This window comes from Pseudomonas glycinae (assembly GCF_001594225.2).
Classification (GTDB): Bacteria; Pseudomonadota; Gammaproteobacteria; order Pseudomonadales; family Pseudomonadaceae; genus Aquipseudomonas; species Aquipseudomonas glycinae.
Genome location: NZ_CP014205.2, coordinates 1,890,538 through 1,905,436, shown reverse-complemented (window position 1 = coordinate 1,905,436; position 14,899 = coordinate 1,890,538). Strand labels below are relative to the sequence as shown.

Here is a 14,899-nt window from a genome sequence, read left to right as displayed (position 1 = left end):
TCACCAATCGCTGTATTGAGTAATGGTTATTTGAATAAAGATCTTATTCGAAGACTTCTACGCTGGCACTGCTGCATTGGGTCATTTGCAGTATGACTGCGTATGAACCGGATATACGCAAGTGTTAGTTGTTCGGAACTTGAGTGTTGATTGTGCCGGCCAGCCACGGCGGCTTGAGCCATACCGTATCGTTTCATTCGGTCACCGATGTGCAGGCAGCGCCGCGATGACTTCGGCCATGCGCACCAGGTCGGCAAATGAGCGCGCGCCCATCTTGCGCATGGCCTGGCCCCGGTGGATCTTCACAGTGATTTCACTGAGGCCGATTTCCCCGGCGATCTGCTTGTTCATCAAGCCTGAGGCCGCCAGAGCCATGACCGTCTGCTCCCGGGGTGTCAACGTCCCATGACGGGCGCGCAGCTCATCGGCATGCCGCCCTGACTCGCGACGCTGCTTGTCCCGCGAGTGTGCGGCGCAGACGGCATCGATCAGGTCCTGCTCGCGAAACGGTTTGGTCAGGAAGTCCACCGCGCCGGCTTTCATCGCGCGCACGGTCATGGCGATATCGCCGTGTCCGGTGATGAACACGATTGGCACATTGATTCCGGCGGTGGCCAGTTCAGTCTGGAAATCCAGCCCGCTGCTGCCTTGCAGGCGCACGTCGAGTACCAGGCAACTCAGCGTGTCCGGACGTTGATACGTCATGAACTCGGCGACCGACCCGAACAGCTCCACCCGCAGACCAATGGAGCGCAACAGGCTGCCGAGGGATTCGCGCAACGCGGCATCGTCGTCGACGATGAATACCACCGGCTCGCTGGGGTTGTTGCTGATGGGATTGTTGTTCATTGCTCTTTTCCCAAAAGGTTGTGACGTTGTGGCGAATCCCTTGGCCGGGCGGCCGGTGTTTGCTCGTGCGGGTTGATGCCCGACCAGAGACACGGTCCCGCTGGCGATAGCGCCGTGCGACACGTTGCGCAGGTGTGGGCGTGAGTAGATAGACGGTTAAGCATCGTAGTGGCGCAGCACGCCGTCAGCTAGGACAAAAAACCCGAAAAAACGGCCATTGCACCGGTCTTTGCGCGGCCCGATGCAGCTATCGGTTTCAAACGGTTCATACAAAAGTATCAAAACACTCACCTAACGCATGATCCCGCTGTCCCCAAGTACCACAGACGTCCGGCAGGCGCGCCCTTAACCTTGATCAGCTCTCCGTCGATTTCAATGGCCGCGTGCCGGGTGGTGAACTTCATGAACAGAAATGAACTCCGTCGTGTCGACATTAATCTGCTGGTGGTCTTCGAGACGCTGATGCATGAGCGCAACGTCAGCCGGGTCGGCGAGAAGCTGTTTCTCGGTCAACCGACCATCAGTGCAGCGCTGGGGCGTTTGCGTGTGCTTTTCGACGATCCGTTGTTCGTTCGTGCGGGGAGGGTGATGGAGCCGACAAGGCGGGCCGAGGAAATTTTCGCCAACCTGACGCCGGCGCTGGATGGCGTTGTCGCGGCGTTGAGCCGTTGCCAGCCCTTCGACCCAGCTACCAGCGAGGTGACCTTTCAGGTCGGCCTGTCCGACGATGTCGAATACGCGTTGCTCCCGCGACTGCTGCGCAAGCTTCGTAGCGAGGCGCCGAATATTGCCTTGGTGGTGCTGCGCGTCGATCAGCAGCAGATGTCGCAGCGGCTGTTCAATGGCGAGATTTCTCTGGGCATCAGCCCTACGCTCGATCTGCCGGCCAACGCTCGACGCAAGAGTCTACGGTCGATCCGGCCAATGCTCCTGCGCTCGGATACCCGCCCGGGCCTGCTGGCGCTCGATGAGTTCTGCGAGCGCCCGCATGCCATCGTGTCGTCCATGGGCAAGGCCAGGGATGACACCGACCACGCGCTGGACCTGCTCGGACGTCGGCGCAAAGTGGTGCTGGCGGTGCCGCAGTTCAGCGCCTTGCCAAGGTTGTTGGCGCAGAGCGACATGCTGGTCATCGTCCCGGATTACGTGGCCAGGGCCATGGCCTCGGTGAATGGCATCAGGGCCGAGCCGGCCCCTCTGTTGCTGCCATCGCGGGAGCTTTCCATGGTCTGGCGTGCCGCTGCGCACAACGATTGCGCTCAGCGTTGGCTGCGTTCGCGTTGCCAGGCATTTCTTGGCACGCCGATTGAGTTGCAGGTAGTGCCAAAATTACGCCCGGCGTTGCCCGTCGATCAGACGTTGATGATGGCCCGGTAGATAACTGCAACGGCTGTGTGATTCGCCCAATAGAAAAGCTCCGACTCGATCGGAGCTTTTCTTTTCAGGGGGCTGTACTTGGCTTGTCGTGAGGGCGCGGCCCTGGAACCTCATGCATTGATAAACGCCAGCAGGTCCGCGTTGATGGTGTCGCCGTGGGTGGTGCACATGCCATGGGGCTGGTCGGGGTAGGTTTTCAGCGTACCGTGCTTGAGCAATTTGATTGAGAGGTGAGCCGAATTGGTGATCGGCACGATCTGGTCATCTTCACCGTGCAGCACCAGGGTCGGCACATCGATGTTTTTCAGGTCATCGGTGAAGTCGGTTTCGGAGAACGCGCTGATGCAGTCGTACTGCGCCTTGATCCCGCCGTTCATGCCCTGGCGCCACCAGTTTTCGACGATCGCTTCAGACACTTTCGCACCTGGGCGATTGAAGCCGTAGAACGGTCCGCTCGGGAAGTCACGATAAAACTGGCTGCGATTCTGCGCGAGTGCCTTGCGCAACCCGTCAAACACCTCCATCGGCAGGCCTCCGGGATTTTTTGCGGTGCGCAGCATGATGGGCGCTACAGCGCCGATCAGCACGGCCTTGGCCACCCGGCCGCGACCATGCCGCGCCACGTAGCGCGCCACTTCACCGCCGCCGGTGGAGTGGCCGATGTGCACGGCGTTGCGGATGTTCAGGTGCGCCATCAACTCGGCAACGTCGGCGGCGTAGGTGTCCATTGCGTTGCCCATGGCCGTTTGCGAGGAGCGACCATGGCCACGTCGATCATGGGCGATGACGCGAAAGCCCTTGTTGAGGAAGAACAGCATTTGCGTGTCCCAGTCATCACTCGAAAGGGGCCAGCCGTGGTGGAAAACGATCGGCTGGCCGTGGCCCCAGTCCTTGTAGAAAATCTGCGTGCCATCCTTGACGGTGAACATTCCCGAATCGCTGCCGTTACCGGCGCCTTTGCTGCCCCCTGACGCGGATGCCGGTGTCTGCTGCGTAGCCAGCGCCGGCAATGCCACCGCCAGGGTAGCGGCCATGGCACCCGTCGTGATCAAGCCACGACGGGTGGTTCCGTTTTTCTCGTCAGTCATTTTGAACACCCATTGAGTTAAAGAAGTTGCACAGGCGGCGCAAGGCTGCAGCCCTGGCCGAAGGCAATCTTTGGGCAAAGGGGTACGACTGACCACCAGACATGGGTTTTTGAAATTAACGCTTTGGTATGCAGGGCATGAAGGGGGGGCACGTTGGCGGGGTGGCGCGTCCCTGCGCCTGGACAAGTCAGAAGGTGTACTTGGCCGTCAGCATCATGTTGCGCGGCGTGCCATAGCTGTCGCCGCCGTAGCTGACGGAGTTGGCGATGGTGGAGTAGTACTTGCGGTCGAAGATGTTGTTGGCATTGAGTTGCAGGTCGAGGTTGTCATTGAGCCGGTAGCCGGCCATCAGGTCGGTCACGGCGTACGCGCCTTGCTTGAGGCGGTAGTTGCTGCCATCGAGCAGTTCGATGTCGTTGTACATGCGGCTCTGCCAGGAGATGTTGCCGCCCACACGCAGTTTTTCCAGTGGGCCCTGGAAGTTGTAGCGGGTGGTGAGCTTGAACAGGTGTTCCGGTGTGTCGGTGTCGAACTGCTTGTTCACGTTCTGCGGATTCGCCTCATCCTTGATGGTGTGCGTACGGGCGTAGGTGTAGCCGCCGCCGATCTGCCAGTTGTCGGTGAGCGCGCCTTGCAGTTCGAAGTCGATACCCTGGCTGCGGATCTCGCCGGAGGCTTCATAGCAGGAAGCCTGCGGGCAGTTTGGTACGAACACCTGCACCGCGCGGTTTTCCTGATCGACGCGGAACTCGTTCGCGTAAATCGTTCAATGACCGTTCGCACCTCTGGTTGTTTGAGCCGGAGGAACGGCATCGCTCAACCCTGTAAAAAAAAACCGCCCGAAGCCGTGCATCGGGCGGTTTGCAGGATCAAACAGGGCTGATTCAGATCAGCCGCAGGGTGACGTCGATGTTGCCGCGAGTGGCCTTTGAGTAAGGACAGGTCTGATGCGCCGCGTCCACCAGCGCCTGGGCAACCGAAGGCTCCAGCCCCGGCAGGCTGACACTCAAGCGTGCCTGAAGGAAGAACGCATCACCGGTCTTGCCCAGATCGATTTCGGTTTCGACCGCCACATCCGCTGGAAGCCTGATCTTCTGTGCCGCAGCTGCCTTGCCCATGGCGCCGATGAAGCAGGCCGACCAGCCGGCTGCCAACAGCTGTTCCGGATTGGTGCCGCTGCCATTTGAGCCGGGTGGCGAGAGCTTGATGTCCAGGTTGCCGTCCGAACTGCGCGATGCGCCATCGCGCCCGCCGGTGGTGCGGGTCTTGCCGGTGTACAGCACGGTGTCGATTTGATTGATCATGGAAATACCTGCCTGAGTGATGGGTTAAGTCGGACAGCGAAGGTTCCGATGGCCCACACTTTTGCATTGGCATGTACCCGGGATGTGTCGTGCGGCGGCGTTTTTGTATCGCTCTGTAGCCTGAGCCAGGCCATTGGTTCCTGTCGCTTATCACGTCAGGCGATACACATTGACCGCTTACAGCCATCGCTGTGCATTGCGCAAAGGGGCAGGCTTGGGTCTGCCTGCCTTTTTCTCGATCCCGGCGGAAAACCGTTCCCGGCGTCTGCGTCAGCGTGCGGGGTTTACCCCGTGCGACGCGTGCGGCTGGCATCTTTGGACGGTGGGCAGCCAAACTGGCGACTGTATTCCCGGCTGAATTGCGACGGGCTTTCGTAGCCCACTCGATAACAGGCGCTCGCCACATCCAGCCCTTCGCCGAGCAACAGCCGGCGGGCTTCCTGCAGGCGCAGTTGTTTCTGATACTGCAGCGGACTCATGGCGGTCACTGCCTTGAAACGATGATGCAATGTGGAGTTGCCCAAATTGGCGACCCGGGCGAGTTCTTCGATGCGCAAGGGTTGGGTGTAGTGGTTGTTCAACCAATCGATTGCCCGCGTAACCCGACGTGTTTGCGAGTCGCCGAGGGCAAGCTCATACAGACGACGGCCGTGCATGCCGCGTAGAAGGCGGTAATACAGCTCCCGCAGGGCCAGAGGTGCCAGCATGCCGATGTCTTTCGGGGTGTCCAGCAGTCGGACCAGTCGAAGCATGGTTTCTAGCAGGGGCACATCGACCCTTTCAAGGAAAAGGCCCAGTTCCGGCTCGTCCGGTACGCCCGCCGGCGGCGCGTCGGCGATGACCTGGGCAATTTCCGTGGCCTCGAAATCGAACCGGATACACAAATAAGGCGCTTGCGGACTGGCCTTCAGCACGCGCCCGGCAACCGGGAGCGTCACCGAGACCACCAGATAACTGAGCGGATCGTAGAGGTAATGATCGTCACCCAGGCTGATTTCCTTTTGTCCTTGCACGATCAGGCAAAGTGCCGGTTTGTGCACGGTATGGATCAGCTCCGAAGGTGCATCGAAACGAATCACATGCAGCGGAGCTATGGCGGTCTCATAGATCCCGGGTGTGGTAAAGCGTTGAGTCAGCAGGCGAACCAGTTCGTCACGGTAGATGGCTGTGTTTTGAAGGATGAAAGCATCGCTTTGTTCCATTTCAAGGCTCTCACATGTGTTCATGAGCGTCTGCCCGGAACTGCCCGGGCAGACGATATTCACCCGACATCATCAAAGTACTCATTGCCGATAGAGGATCATTCCGGCGTGATACAGCACGTCGTCATGAAAGTGGCCATCAGCGGTGAAGCCGGTGTCGTCCCAGTACTGGATGTAATCACCAACCAGTTCGTAGCGGCCCTGATAGGCGCTCTTGTTTTTACCACGGGCCTCGTCGTAACGACCAGTCGTCAGAAGCTCATGACGGATGAATCCATCCGCGGTGACCCACATGCCTGCGTAACGATGGTCCTGAGTGGTTTTTTTGGCATCTTTCATCACTTTTCTCCCCGGATTTTCAGACTGAGCCGATACGACCCAAAGCCGTGCGATCAGAGCCGTTTTCGGCAACGCGAAAACCCGGAGTGCGATCACTGCCGCCTTCAGTTACGCGCATGCCTGGCGTGCGGTCCGAACCATCAGCGGCAACGCGGAACCCTGGAGTGCGATCACTGCCGCCTTCAGTGACGCGCATGCCGGGCGTGCGGTCAGATCCGTCAGCGGCCAGGTACAGGCTGGTCGAGGAAAGGTTGATCGCGCAGGCCACCATCGCGCCGATCACCAGTGAAAGGGAAAGCCGTTTTGCGTTTTTCATTGTTCAGTCCTCATTGACGTTGTTCATCTGAGCGGCCTGCCGTGGCCTGTGTGTGCATCCGTTGCGTGCTTTCAGATTACGTAGCCGAGCGCAGCGGTGTTAGGACGAAACTGCCGCAGATTTGCCTGATCCTCTCGGGCTGGTCGGGCATTCCGTGCGGCGCGTTTGTGCTGCGGCTCAGCCGGCCGTGACCGTCATGCCGCCGTCGGCCATGACCACCGAACCGACCATGAAGCTGGCCCGATCCGAGGCGATGAACGCGACCACTTCGGCGATTTCTTCCGGTTGGGCGGCGCGGCCGATCGGCGCCGCTTCGCCATGTTGGGCGAGAAAGGCGGGGCCATCGTCGACCACATCGTTGAGGATGTTGGTCACCACATCGCCGACACCGACAGCATTGACGCGGATGCCGTGGCCAATGACCTCAAGCGCCAGGGTGCGCGTCAATTGGGCCAGCGCGCCTTTGGAAGCGGTGTAGGCGGCAATGGTGGGGAAGGCGAAATAGGAAGCGTAGGACGCGATGTTGACGATCGATCCGGACTTGTTGGGCATCATCGCTTTCACCGCCTCCCGGCTATGCAAAAAGGCCGCCGTGGCGTTGACCGCCTGAATGCGTTCCCAGTCTTCGCGAGTCATGTCGATGACCAGTTTGTTGATGATGATGCCGGCGTTGTTGACCAGAATGTCCAGCCGACCGAATTGCTCGACGGCCAGGGCGACCGCGCGTTCGGCCGCGCCGTCCTGAGTGATGTCGGCCACCAGGGGGACCAGGCCGGGGCGGGCCAGTGCTTCCACCTCAGGGTTTATATCTTCAGCAATGACCTGGGCGCCGCGGGCGTGCAGCAGCAGTGCGATGGCCTTGCCGATGCCACTGGCCGCGCCAGTGACCAGCGCGACTTTACCGGCCACTTCGTTTGGGGTGCCGTTCTTGAAGTCGGTCATGATGTTCTCCAGCGTTTTTGATCGAGTAGGGATAAGCCGTGTTGGCGCCGGCGAGGCGCTGTCATCGGCGACGGGCCTACTGTCTCGCAGCGAAGCGAAGTCGGCTTTCGTGAGATTGCCCACGCTGTCGGGGTTTTGCGCTGAATGTCAGTGAGGGAGGTTCGGTGCGCGATTCAACCCACGGAAAAACCCCGATATCATCGAGCCGGTCACCGTGACACGGCGTGCGGGCAAGCATCCGAGACCTGTGTGTCTTGGCACAGCCAAATCTGAAAAGGACGAGTTCATGACAAATACCGGGCGCACCTCCCAGGAACCGATGTCGACATCTTCTCGAGACTTGCGCATCACCGGCGAGTCGATGGGTGAGTTCCTGCCAGGCGAACCGCAGGCGTTACCCTCGCGGCCGGAAATCACGGATGTTGTGATTCAGCTGTTCACCCATCGCAGCGTTACCGAACCCATTCTCGTGCCGGCAGTGGTGGAGCCGTTGCTCGTTCTGGTTCTGGCCGGGGCGGCGAGGGTGGAGGAGCGCGCATTGGGTGGCGAGTGGGAAGCTGCGCAGGTCAGTGCCGGCGATTTTTTCCTTACCAGCTCCGATGAGCCGTATGAAATGCGCTGGCAGACGCATGGAGGCGATACCTTCGAAGTCATGCATCTTTATCTCGGCCTGCCGCTGATCGAGCAAGCGTCTCGAGAGCTGTCGGGTCAGCACGCAGGGTCTGTGCGTTTGCGCGATGTTTCAGGGGCCCGGGACGAGCGCGTCGCGTTTGTCATGGAGCAATTGCGCACCGAACTGCTTCTGGAGCGCTCGCCCAGCGCTCTTTTCGCCCGCTCGCTGGCACAGGCGCTGGCCGTGCATCTGGTGCGCAGCTATCTGGCTGAAAGCCAGCCCGGGCGTCGGGTCAACGCCTTGCAAGCCTACAAACTGCGTAAAGTCACCGACGCGATGAGCGCGCATCTGAGCGATGAATTCAGCCTGGCCAAACTGGCCAGCCTTGCCGAGCTGAGCGAGTACCACTTCAGCCGCCTGTTCAAGCGGGCGACTGGGCTTTCGCCGTCGCAGTACTTCATCCGCTTGCGCATGGCTCGCGCGCGGCACCTGTTGCTGGAGACCCGTCTTGGCGTCATCGACATCGGGCTGGAGGTCGGCTACTCAAGCCCCAGTCATTTCTCGCAGGTATTTCGTCGCGAAGTGGGCGTAACGCCCAGCGAGTTCCGTGGGGCCTGAGCGCCCCTACGCTACAAATTTGCAGGCGATGCACACAGACACGAATAGGCAAAAGTTGCGCAGGTTTCGGCACGCGCCGACGAGGCCCGCGCCCTTAATCTTTTCGACGTACCCCGCAGCAACGAACGCGTCTTCAGCGGTCGGTGCTGAACTTCAATGCAGACAGCAGGAGCTACGGATATGTCGAACATTCAAAACAAAGTCGTCCTGATTACCGGTGCAAGCAGTGGTATTGGCGAAGCCGTGGCCAGGTTGATTGCTGCCAAAGGCGCGCATGTGGTTCTCGGCGCCCGCCGGACCGAGCGTCTGGACAGACTGGTCAGCGAGATCCAGGCCGAAGGTGGCTCGGCAAGTGCCTGCGCACTGGACGTTACGGATCTGCAATCGATGCACGCCTTCGTGGCATTCGCCAAGACGCAACATGGCAAGGTCGATGTGATCATCAACAACGCGGGGGTGATGCCTTTGTCTCCGCTGGCTTCGTTGAAGGTCGATGAATGGAACCAGATGCTCGATGTCAACGTTCGCGGTGTGCTGCACGGTATTGCCGCCGTCTTGCCGGACATGCAGACGCAGGGCTTCGGGCAGGTCATCAATATCTCGTCCATTGGTGGCCTGGCGGTGTCTCCGACAGCGGCGGTGTACTGCGCGACCAAATTCGCAGTCAGGGCTATCTCGGATGGCTTGCGCCAGGAAACGGACAAGATCCGGGTGACCGTGGTGTGCCCGGGTGTGGTCGAGTCCGAACTGGCCGATACGATTTCCGATGAGGTGGCACGCGAGGAAATGAAAGCCTTCCGTCGTGTGGCACTCAATGCAGACGCCATTGCGCGAGCGCTCGCCTATGCCATCGAGCAGCCTGACGATGTTGATGTGAGTGAGATTGTGGTTCGCCCGACCGCCAGTCCACACTGAGCAGTCTGGAGGCTAGCCAGTCCCGCGCCGTGCGCGGGACCCGCAAGTCGATGTTTTATCAATCTCTCCTCTAGCGCATCTGCAGGATGATCGGACTGCTGCTGGCCGGATCGGTGTGCTCACGTAGCTTGCCCACCGTCTGCGCATCAACGGCACTCCCCTGGTTGCCCCAAGTGCTGCGCATGAACGTCAGCACTTCGGCGATCTGCTGATCCGACAGCTGCTCACGGAAGGCCGGCATGCGATAGGCATCCGGCACGCCGGCCGCCACCACTCGTTGCGATCCATTCAGAGTGATGTTGATTGCCGAGGCACTTTCCCTGGCCAGTGCCGAAGTCGCGCCGGCCAGCGGCGGCATCCATTGCGATTGACCCTTGCCGTCCAGACCGTGGCACGACGCACAGCGCGTGACGTAGGTCTGTGCACCGGGCGATTCCAGACGTTGCGCTGCCGAAACCGCTTGATACTGCCAAGGCGCGCCATCCCGTTCGCGATCTCCCGGAAGCGACTTCAGGTAGTGGGCAATGGCCGTCAGATCGTCGTCGCTCATGAACTGCGTGGAGTTGTTGAACGCCTCGGTCATCGAGCCGTAGACCACCGCGTGCTGGTTGCGACCGGTCTTGAGGAACTGCACGATCTCTTGCTCGCTCCAGCGGCCCAGCCCGGTGTTGTGGTCATCGCGCAGGCTCGGTGCGTACCAGCCATCGAGCAGGGCGCCGGCCAGGTATGGCTTGCCGGACTCGTCCAGTGCCTTCTCGTTGAACGCCAGGCCGCGCGGTGTATGGCAACTGCCGCAGTGCCCGGCGCCCTGAACGAGATAAGCGCCGCGGTTCCATCGTTCATTCTGCAACGGTTTAGTCACATAAGGTTCGGCATCGACAAACACACCGTTCCACAGTGCAATCGGCCAGCGCAGGTTCAGCGGAAACGGAATCGCACTGGGGATGTTCGCCTGTTTGACTGGCGCCACGCCTTTCATGAAAAACGCATACAGCGCTCGTACGTCTTCATCACTGAGCTTGGCGTAGGACGGGTAGGGCATCGCCGGGTACAGACGGCGACTGTCGGGCGCCACGCCGTGGCGCACGGCACGGTCGAAGTCCGCCAGGCTGTAGTGACCGATGCCGGTTTCCGTGTCCGGGGTGATATTGGTCGCATGGATTGAGCCCAGCGGCGTGGCCATTTCCAGCCCTCCGGCGAACGGCGCGCCGCCCGGCACGCTGTGACAGGCCACGCAATCGCTGAGCCTGGCGACGTATTCGCCACGGGCCACCAGCGCCGGATCGATGTCGGCCACGGCGATCTGATGGTTTTCCAGGCGCGAGACAGGCTCGCGGGTGACATACCAGGCCAGCAGGCCTGCCGCGACCAGGCACGGCACGGCCAGCCAGCCAGCGGTTCTTGCGAATCGGCTGTTATTCATGAACGCTCCGGCGCTGATCAGGTGAAAGTGTGTCGGCTCAAGGGCAGGCTGCGCACCCGCTGACCGGTCAGCGCTGCTACCGCGTTAGCGACAGCGGGCGCGACCGCAGGCAATGGCGGTTCACCGATGCCACCCATTTTTTCCCCGCTCTCGACCACACGCACATGAACCCGTGCCATCCGCGCAGGCGGCAGGATCGGGTACAAGTCGTAGTTGCGCGCCCGGGGTTTGCCATCCACCCACACGGCTTCCTCGATCAGCGTTTGCGACAGTCCCAGCGCTACGGCGCCATTGACCTGAGCCTCGACAATCGCCGGATTGACGATGCTGCCCGGATCAATCGCCTGCCAGATGTCGTGCACCTTGACCTGGCCGTTCTCGATGGACACCTCGGCGATCACCGCCGTCTCGGTACCGAACGGCGAAGCCATGGCCACCCCACGCGCACGTCGGCTGCCGTCCTCGGCAGTGAACGGGCCGCGCTTCCAGCCGCCCGACAGTTCACCCACCGCTTGCAGCAAGGTGGTCAACCGTTGGTTGCCGCGCAGCAAATGCAGGCGCAAGTCGAACGGATCTTTGCCACCCTTGTCGGCCAGTTCATCGAGGAACGATTCATAGAAGAAGTCGTTGAGGGAATTGCCCACCGAACGCCAGTAGCCGAGCATCGCCGGGCCTTTGACGTAAATCTGTGCGATGCGCTTGTTGGGGATCGCATAGGACTTGCCCGATAAGCCTTCAAGCGCGGTCGGATCGAGCTTTTCACCTTGCTTGCCGGCGAGGGCCTCGGTCGGGCCTTCGGTGGCACTGATCGCTTCGATTGCCAGTGGCCAGCCGTCGTTGTCCAGCGCGGCGCGGAAATTCACCGCTGCCACCGGTCGAAGCACGTCACGCAGGAACTCTTCTTCGCGACTCCAGATCAGTTTGACCGGGCGCCCAACCGCTTTGGCCAGCGCGATGGCCTGAGGGTAGGGACTGGCCGAGTCGTAGAGGAAATGCCGACCGAAGAACCCGCCCAACAGCGGCGAATGCAAGGTGATGCGTGACGGATCGAGCCCGGTGCGTTTGGCGATATCGGCGCGGAACATGTCCGGCGCCTGATTCGGCAACCAGACCTCAAGCGAACCATCCGGATTGAATCGGGCCAGTGCTGAAGGCGGCTCCAGCTGTCCGTGGTTCAGGTATTGGTTGTGGTAAGTGGCGTCGATCCGGGTCTTGGTCTCCTTGAGAATCGAAGCCACATCGCCTTCATGTTCATCATCTCTGGCGGGGCTTTTATCTTCAGCGAGGCGCTTGAACCAGGCATCGCTGGAAAAGTCGGCGGGCATCGGCCGCACTTTGCTGTCGGCCGTCGGCTCTTGCCAGTCAACCTGGATCGCCTCGACGGCACGTTTGGCGTGCCACCAGCGCTCGGCGACCACCGCTACAGCGCCCGGCAGACGGTGCACGGAATGCACGCCTTTCATCGCCTTGACCTGGTCTTCGTTGCGCAAGTTGCCCACGGTCATCCCCAGGCGCGGGGCATGTTGAACGGCGGCATGCAGCATGTCGTCGACTTTCAGATCGATGCTGTACAGCGCCTTGCCGGTGGATTTGTCGTAGGCATCGAGACGCTTCACCGGTTTGCCGATCCAGCGGAACTGACTCGGATCACGCAGCTTCACCGAGGCCGGATCGGGAACCGGCAGATCCATCGCACGCTCGGCCAGTTCACCGTAGGCCAACGAGCGCCCGGACTTGGCATGCACGACCTTGCCCGGCTCGGTGCTCAACTCGCTCACCGGCACGCCCAGTTGCTGCGCGCCGGCCTGCAACAGCATGGCGCGGGCAAGGGCGCCGAGGCGGCGCATGACCGGGTAACTCATGCGCACCGACATACTGCCGCCGGTGATGCGCATACCGTTTTCCATCACCACGTAGGCTTCGCCGGGAGGCGCGGCTTCGACCAGAAAGGTCGCCGGGTCGGCATCCAGCTCTTCACCGACGATCTGCGCCATGGCGGTGAACGTGCCTTGCCCGCCTTCCATGAACGGGCAGAGCAGACGCACGCGGTTGTCCGGGCGGATTTCGAGAAACGCCGGGACTTGGGTGCCACGCTCGGCCGTCGCTGCCGCTGCCGCTTGTACCCGTGTCGCACCGAGCGGCAGACCGAAGCCGAGCACCAGTGCGCCGACGGCGGTACCGGTCAGAAAACGTCTGCGCGACACATTGATCGGTTCATGCAGATCCAGTATTGAAGCGTGTTGTGAAGGGTCGATACGAACGTTCATCACGCGTCCCCCTTGCCGGCAAGCTCATGCACGGCGGCATGAATGGCGTTGTAAGTACCGCAGCGGCACAGATTGACCATCGCCGCCTCGATCTGCGCATCACTCGGTTTGGGGTTCTGCTTGAGCAGCGCGGTGGCAGCCATCACCTGCCCGGACTGGCAGTAGCCGCACTGGGCGACTTGCAGATCGACCCAGGTCGAGACCACCCGTTTGCCCACTTCATCGGCTTCGATGGCCTCAATCGTGGTGACCTCCCGGCCAACCACACCGGCTACCGGCGTGACGCAGGAACGCACCACATTGCCGTCCACCAGCACCGAGCAGGCGCCGCATTGCGCCAGTCCGCAGCCGTACTTGGTGCCGGTCATGCCCAGATCATCGCGGATCACCCACAGCAAGGGCGTATCGGCGTCGGCATCGACCTGATAGGTCTTCTGGTTGATTCGTAGTTCCATGGTTCACCCGCTTGATCATCGGTTGACGTGCATTGTTATGAGCGGTGAGACGCGGCGGGGCGCTTCACCGGTTTTGGTTCAATTCGCGACTGTGCCGAGCGCTGCTGCCTCGAATGGCTGCCCGCGCAAAAGGGCCATGTCGCGGCTCGGTGCGGTGCCGAACAGCCGGCCATATTCGCGGCTGAACTGCGAAGGACTTTCGTAGCCGACTGCAAACGCCGCGCGCGAAACGTCCAGGCGCTCGACCAGCATCAGTCGGCGGGCTTCGTTGAGCCGCAGCCATTTCTGGTACTGCAGCGGACTCATGCCGGTGAGCTGGCGGAAATGATGGTGAAAGGTCGGCGCGCTCATCTGCACCCGCGCGGCCAGATCATCGATGCGCAGGGCATCGGTGTAGTTGACCTTGAGCCAGTCGATGGCCTTGGCGATGCGATAACCCTGACCGTCTACGGCAGTGATCTGCCGCAGTCGTGGGCCTTGGTCGGTGTGCAGCAACCGGTAGTGGATTTCCCGCAGAATCAGCGGTGCCAGGACCGGGATCGCCTCGGGTTCATCGAGCAGGGCCAGCAGGCGATCGAGTGCGTCTTCCAGGGCAGACGACAGGCTGCCAATCGCAGCGCCCGTACCCGTTGATGGCTGGCGTTTCGCAGGCAAGCCGCTCTTGGTAATGACCTCGGCAAGCATGCTGACATCCAGCTTCAGCACGAGGCCGACACAGGGCTGTTCAGGACTGGCGAGCATCACTTCGGAGTTGGCAGGCAGATCCAGTGAAGTGACCAGAAACCGCGACGGGTCATAGCTGTAACCCTGACCACCCACCCACAGGCGCTTTTCGCCGCGGCCCACAAGAATCAGGCTGGGCTCGATCATGCACACAACGGGGGGCGCCGGCTGGTCGCGACGAAACAGCGAGAGCCCGGGTATCGACGTGGCGAAGTCGCCCGGTGCGCGCACGTGCGGGTCGATGTGCCGTGCCAAAGGTGATTCCTGGGGCAGAGGGGTCGGGATCATGTGGGCTCACTCCTTTGACCGAACTCTAATGCGCGCGCGAGACGTTTCCTATCCATCACCCTGCATCGCCAGAGGATCAGGCAAGCATTCAAGAGGAATGCGCTAGGGAAGCACCGGATTGACCGGGAGAATGTGTCTATCTGTTACAGGGGGCAGTGCCCGGACGGGCGACAAACTGTT

14 protein-coding genes and 1 pseudogene are annotated in these 14,899 nt (G+C 61.2%); 3 read left to right on the top strand and 12 right to left on the bottom strand.

Going from position 1 to position 14,899, the window contains the following annotated elements; all coding sequences use genetic code 11:
• Positions 1–201: 201 nt before the first annotated feature.
• Positions 202–849 carry a response regulator transcription factor gene (locus AWU82_RS08470; protein ID WP_064381870.1) on the bottom strand — a complete coding sequence of 216 codons (648 nt, stop codon included), beginning with the start codon at positions 847–849 and terminating at the stop codon, positions 202–204.
• A 402-nt stretch (positions 850–1,251) separates the two neighbouring features.
• Here AWU82_RS08470 and AWU82_RS08465 point away from each other — a divergent pair, with 402 nt between their 5' ends.
• Positions 1,252–2,226 (top strand): LysR family transcriptional regulator, encoded by a 975-nt coding sequence (locus tag AWU82_RS08465; RefSeq protein ID WP_064384106.1) that lies wholly within the window; start codon positions 1,252–1,254, stop codon positions 2,224–2,226.
• Positions 2,227–2,336: 110 nt separating this feature from the next.
• On the opposite strand, the gene AWU82_RS08460 is transcribed toward AWU82_RS08465, so the two are convergent.
• The 7 genes and pseudogenes from AWU82_RS08460 to AWU82_RS08430 all read right to left on the bottom strand — a co-directional run bounded on the left by AWU82_RS08460 (position 2,337) and on the right by AWU82_RS08430 (position 7,417).
• A complete protein-coding gene (locus tag AWU82_RS08460; RefSeq protein ID WP_223290696.1) occupies positions 2,337–3,155 on the bottom strand; it encodes an alpha/beta fold hydrolase in 819 nt (272 codons plus the stop codon).
• Between the two features lie 346 nt (positions 3,156–3,501).
• Positions 3,502–4,062, bottom strand: a pseudogene (locus AWU82_RS08455) (TonB-dependent siderophore receptor); the annotation flags it as partial.
• Between the two features lie 136 nt (positions 4,063–4,198).
• Positions 4,199–4,618, bottom strand: coding sequence for an organic hydroperoxide resistance protein (locus AWU82_RS08450; protein WP_064381867.1), 420 nt, complete (start codon positions 4,616–4,618; stop codon positions 4,199–4,201).
• A 284-nt stretch (positions 4,619–4,902) separates the two neighbouring features.
• Complete coding sequence (locus tag AWU82_RS08445) at positions 4,903–5,820, bottom strand: AraC family transcriptional regulator (RefSeq protein WP_064381866.1); 918 nt, start codon at positions 5,818–5,820, stop codon at positions 4,903–4,905.
• 81 nt (positions 5,821–5,901) lie between these two features.
• Positions 5,902–6,159, bottom strand: coding sequence for an Atu4866 domain-containing protein (locus tag AWU82_RS08440; RefSeq protein ID WP_039773158.1), 258 nt, complete (start codon positions 6,157–6,159; stop codon positions 5,902–5,904).
• A 19-nt stretch (positions 6,160–6,178) separates the two neighbouring features.
• A complete protein-coding gene (locus AWU82_RS08435) occupies positions 6,179–6,475 on the bottom strand; it encodes a hypothetical protein (RefSeq protein WP_084776974.1) in 297 nt (98 codons plus the stop codon).
• 177 nt (positions 6,476–6,652) lie between these two features.
• A complete protein-coding gene (locus AWU82_RS08430) occupies positions 6,653–7,417 on the bottom strand; it encodes an SDR family NAD(P)-dependent oxidoreductase (protein WP_064381865.1) in 765 nt (254 codons plus the stop codon).
• Between the two features lie 286 nt (positions 7,418–7,703).
• Here AWU82_RS08430 and AWU82_RS08425 point away from each other — a divergent pair, with 286 nt between their 5' ends.
• Positions 7,704–8,648 (top strand): helix-turn-helix domain-containing protein, encoded by a 945-nt coding sequence (locus AWU82_RS08425; protein WP_064381864.1) that lies wholly within the window; start codon positions 7,704–7,706, stop codon positions 8,646–8,648.
• A gap of 180 nt (positions 8,649–8,828) precedes the next feature.
• Entirely contained in the window at positions 8,829–9,563 is a 735-nt protein-coding gene (locus tag AWU82_RS08420; protein ID WP_064381863.1) for an SDR family oxidoreductase, read from the top strand.
• A gap of 70 nt (positions 9,564–9,633) precedes the next feature.
• Here the strand turns inward: AWU82_RS08420 and AWU82_RS08415 are convergent, their stop codons facing one another.
• The 4 genes from AWU82_RS08415 to AWU82_RS08400 all read right to left on the bottom strand — a co-directional run bounded on the left by AWU82_RS08415 (position 9,634) and on the right by AWU82_RS08400 (position 14,719).
• Positions 9,634–10,986: a cytochrome c gene (locus AWU82_RS08415; RefSeq protein WP_064381862.1), complete on the bottom strand. Its 1,353-nt coding sequence runs from the start codon at positions 10,984–10,986 to the stop codon at positions 9,634–9,636.
• Positions 10,987–11,003: 17 nt separating this feature from the next.
• Positions 11,004–13,253, bottom strand: a complete 2,250-nt coding sequence (locus AWU82_RS08410) for a xanthine dehydrogenase family protein molybdopterin-binding subunit (RefSeq protein ID WP_064381861.1) — start codon at positions 13,251–13,253, stop codon at positions 11,004–11,006.
• Positions 13,253–13,708 (bottom strand): (2Fe-2S)-binding protein, encoded by a 456-nt coding sequence (locus AWU82_RS08405; RefSeq protein WP_011333895.1) that lies wholly within the window; start codon positions 13,706–13,708, stop codon positions 13,253–13,255. The genes AWU82_RS08410 and AWU82_RS08405 overlap by 1 nt, the downstream gene beginning before the upstream one ends.
• Positions 13,709–13,786: 78 nt before the next feature.
• A complete protein-coding gene (locus AWU82_RS08400) occupies positions 13,787–14,719 on the bottom strand; it encodes an AraC family transcriptional regulator (RefSeq protein ID WP_064381860.1) in 933 nt (310 codons plus the stop codon).
• Between the last annotated feature and the right edge of the window lie 180 nt (positions 14,720–14,899).

Coding starts and splice junctions, on each gene's coding strand:
- AWU82_RS08435 (WP_084776974.1), bottom strand. CDS start 6,475: ATGAAAAACGCAAAACGGCTTTCCCTTTCACTGGTGATCGGCGCGATG.
- AWU82_RS08465 (WP_064384106.1), top strand. CDS start 1,252: ATGAACAGAAATGAACTCCGTCGTGTCGACATTAATCTGCTGGTGGTC.
- AWU82_RS08460 (WP_223290696.1), bottom strand. CDS start 3,155: ATGTTCACCGTCAAGGATGGCACGCAGATTTTCTACAAGGACTGGGGC.
- AWU82_RS08430 (WP_064381865.1), bottom strand. CDS start 7,417: ATGACCGACTTCAAGAACGGCACCCCAAACGAAGTGGCCGGTAAAGTC.
- AWU82_RS08400 (WP_064381860.1), bottom strand. CDS start 14,719: ATGATCCCGACCCCTCTGCCCCAGGAATCACCTTTGGCACGGCACATC.
- AWU82_RS08420 (WP_064381863.1), top strand. CDS start 8,829: ATGTCGAACATTCAAAACAAAGTCGTCCTGATTACCGGTGCAAGCAGT.
- AWU82_RS08415 (WP_064381862.1), bottom strand. CDS start 10,986: ATGAATAACAGCCGATTCGCAAGAACCGCTGGCTGGCTGGCCGTGCCG.
- AWU82_RS08445 (WP_064381866.1), bottom strand. CDS start 5,820: ATGGAACAAAGCGATGCTTTCATCCTTCAAAACACAGCCATCTACCGT.
- AWU82_RS08425 (WP_064381864.1), top strand. CDS start 7,704: ATGACAAATACCGGGCGCACCTCCCAGGAACCGATGTCGACATCTTCT.
- AWU82_RS08470 (WP_064381870.1), bottom strand. CDS start 849: ATGAACAACAATCCCATCAGCAACAACCCCAGCGAGCCGGTGGTATTC.
- AWU82_RS08450 (WP_064381867.1), bottom strand. CDS start 4,618: ATGATCAATCAAATCGACACCGTGCTGTACACCGGCAAGACCCGCACC.
- AWU82_RS08410 (WP_064381861.1), bottom strand. CDS start 13,253: ATGAACGTTCGTATCGACCCTTCACAACACGCTTCAATACTGGATCTG.
- AWU82_RS08440 (WP_039773158.1), bottom strand. CDS start 6,159: ATGAAAGATGCCAAAAAAACCACTCAGGACCATCGTTACGCAGGCATG.
- AWU82_RS08405 (WP_011333895.1), bottom strand. CDS start 13,708: ATGGAACTACGAATCAACCAGAAGACCTATCAGGTCGATGCCGACGCC.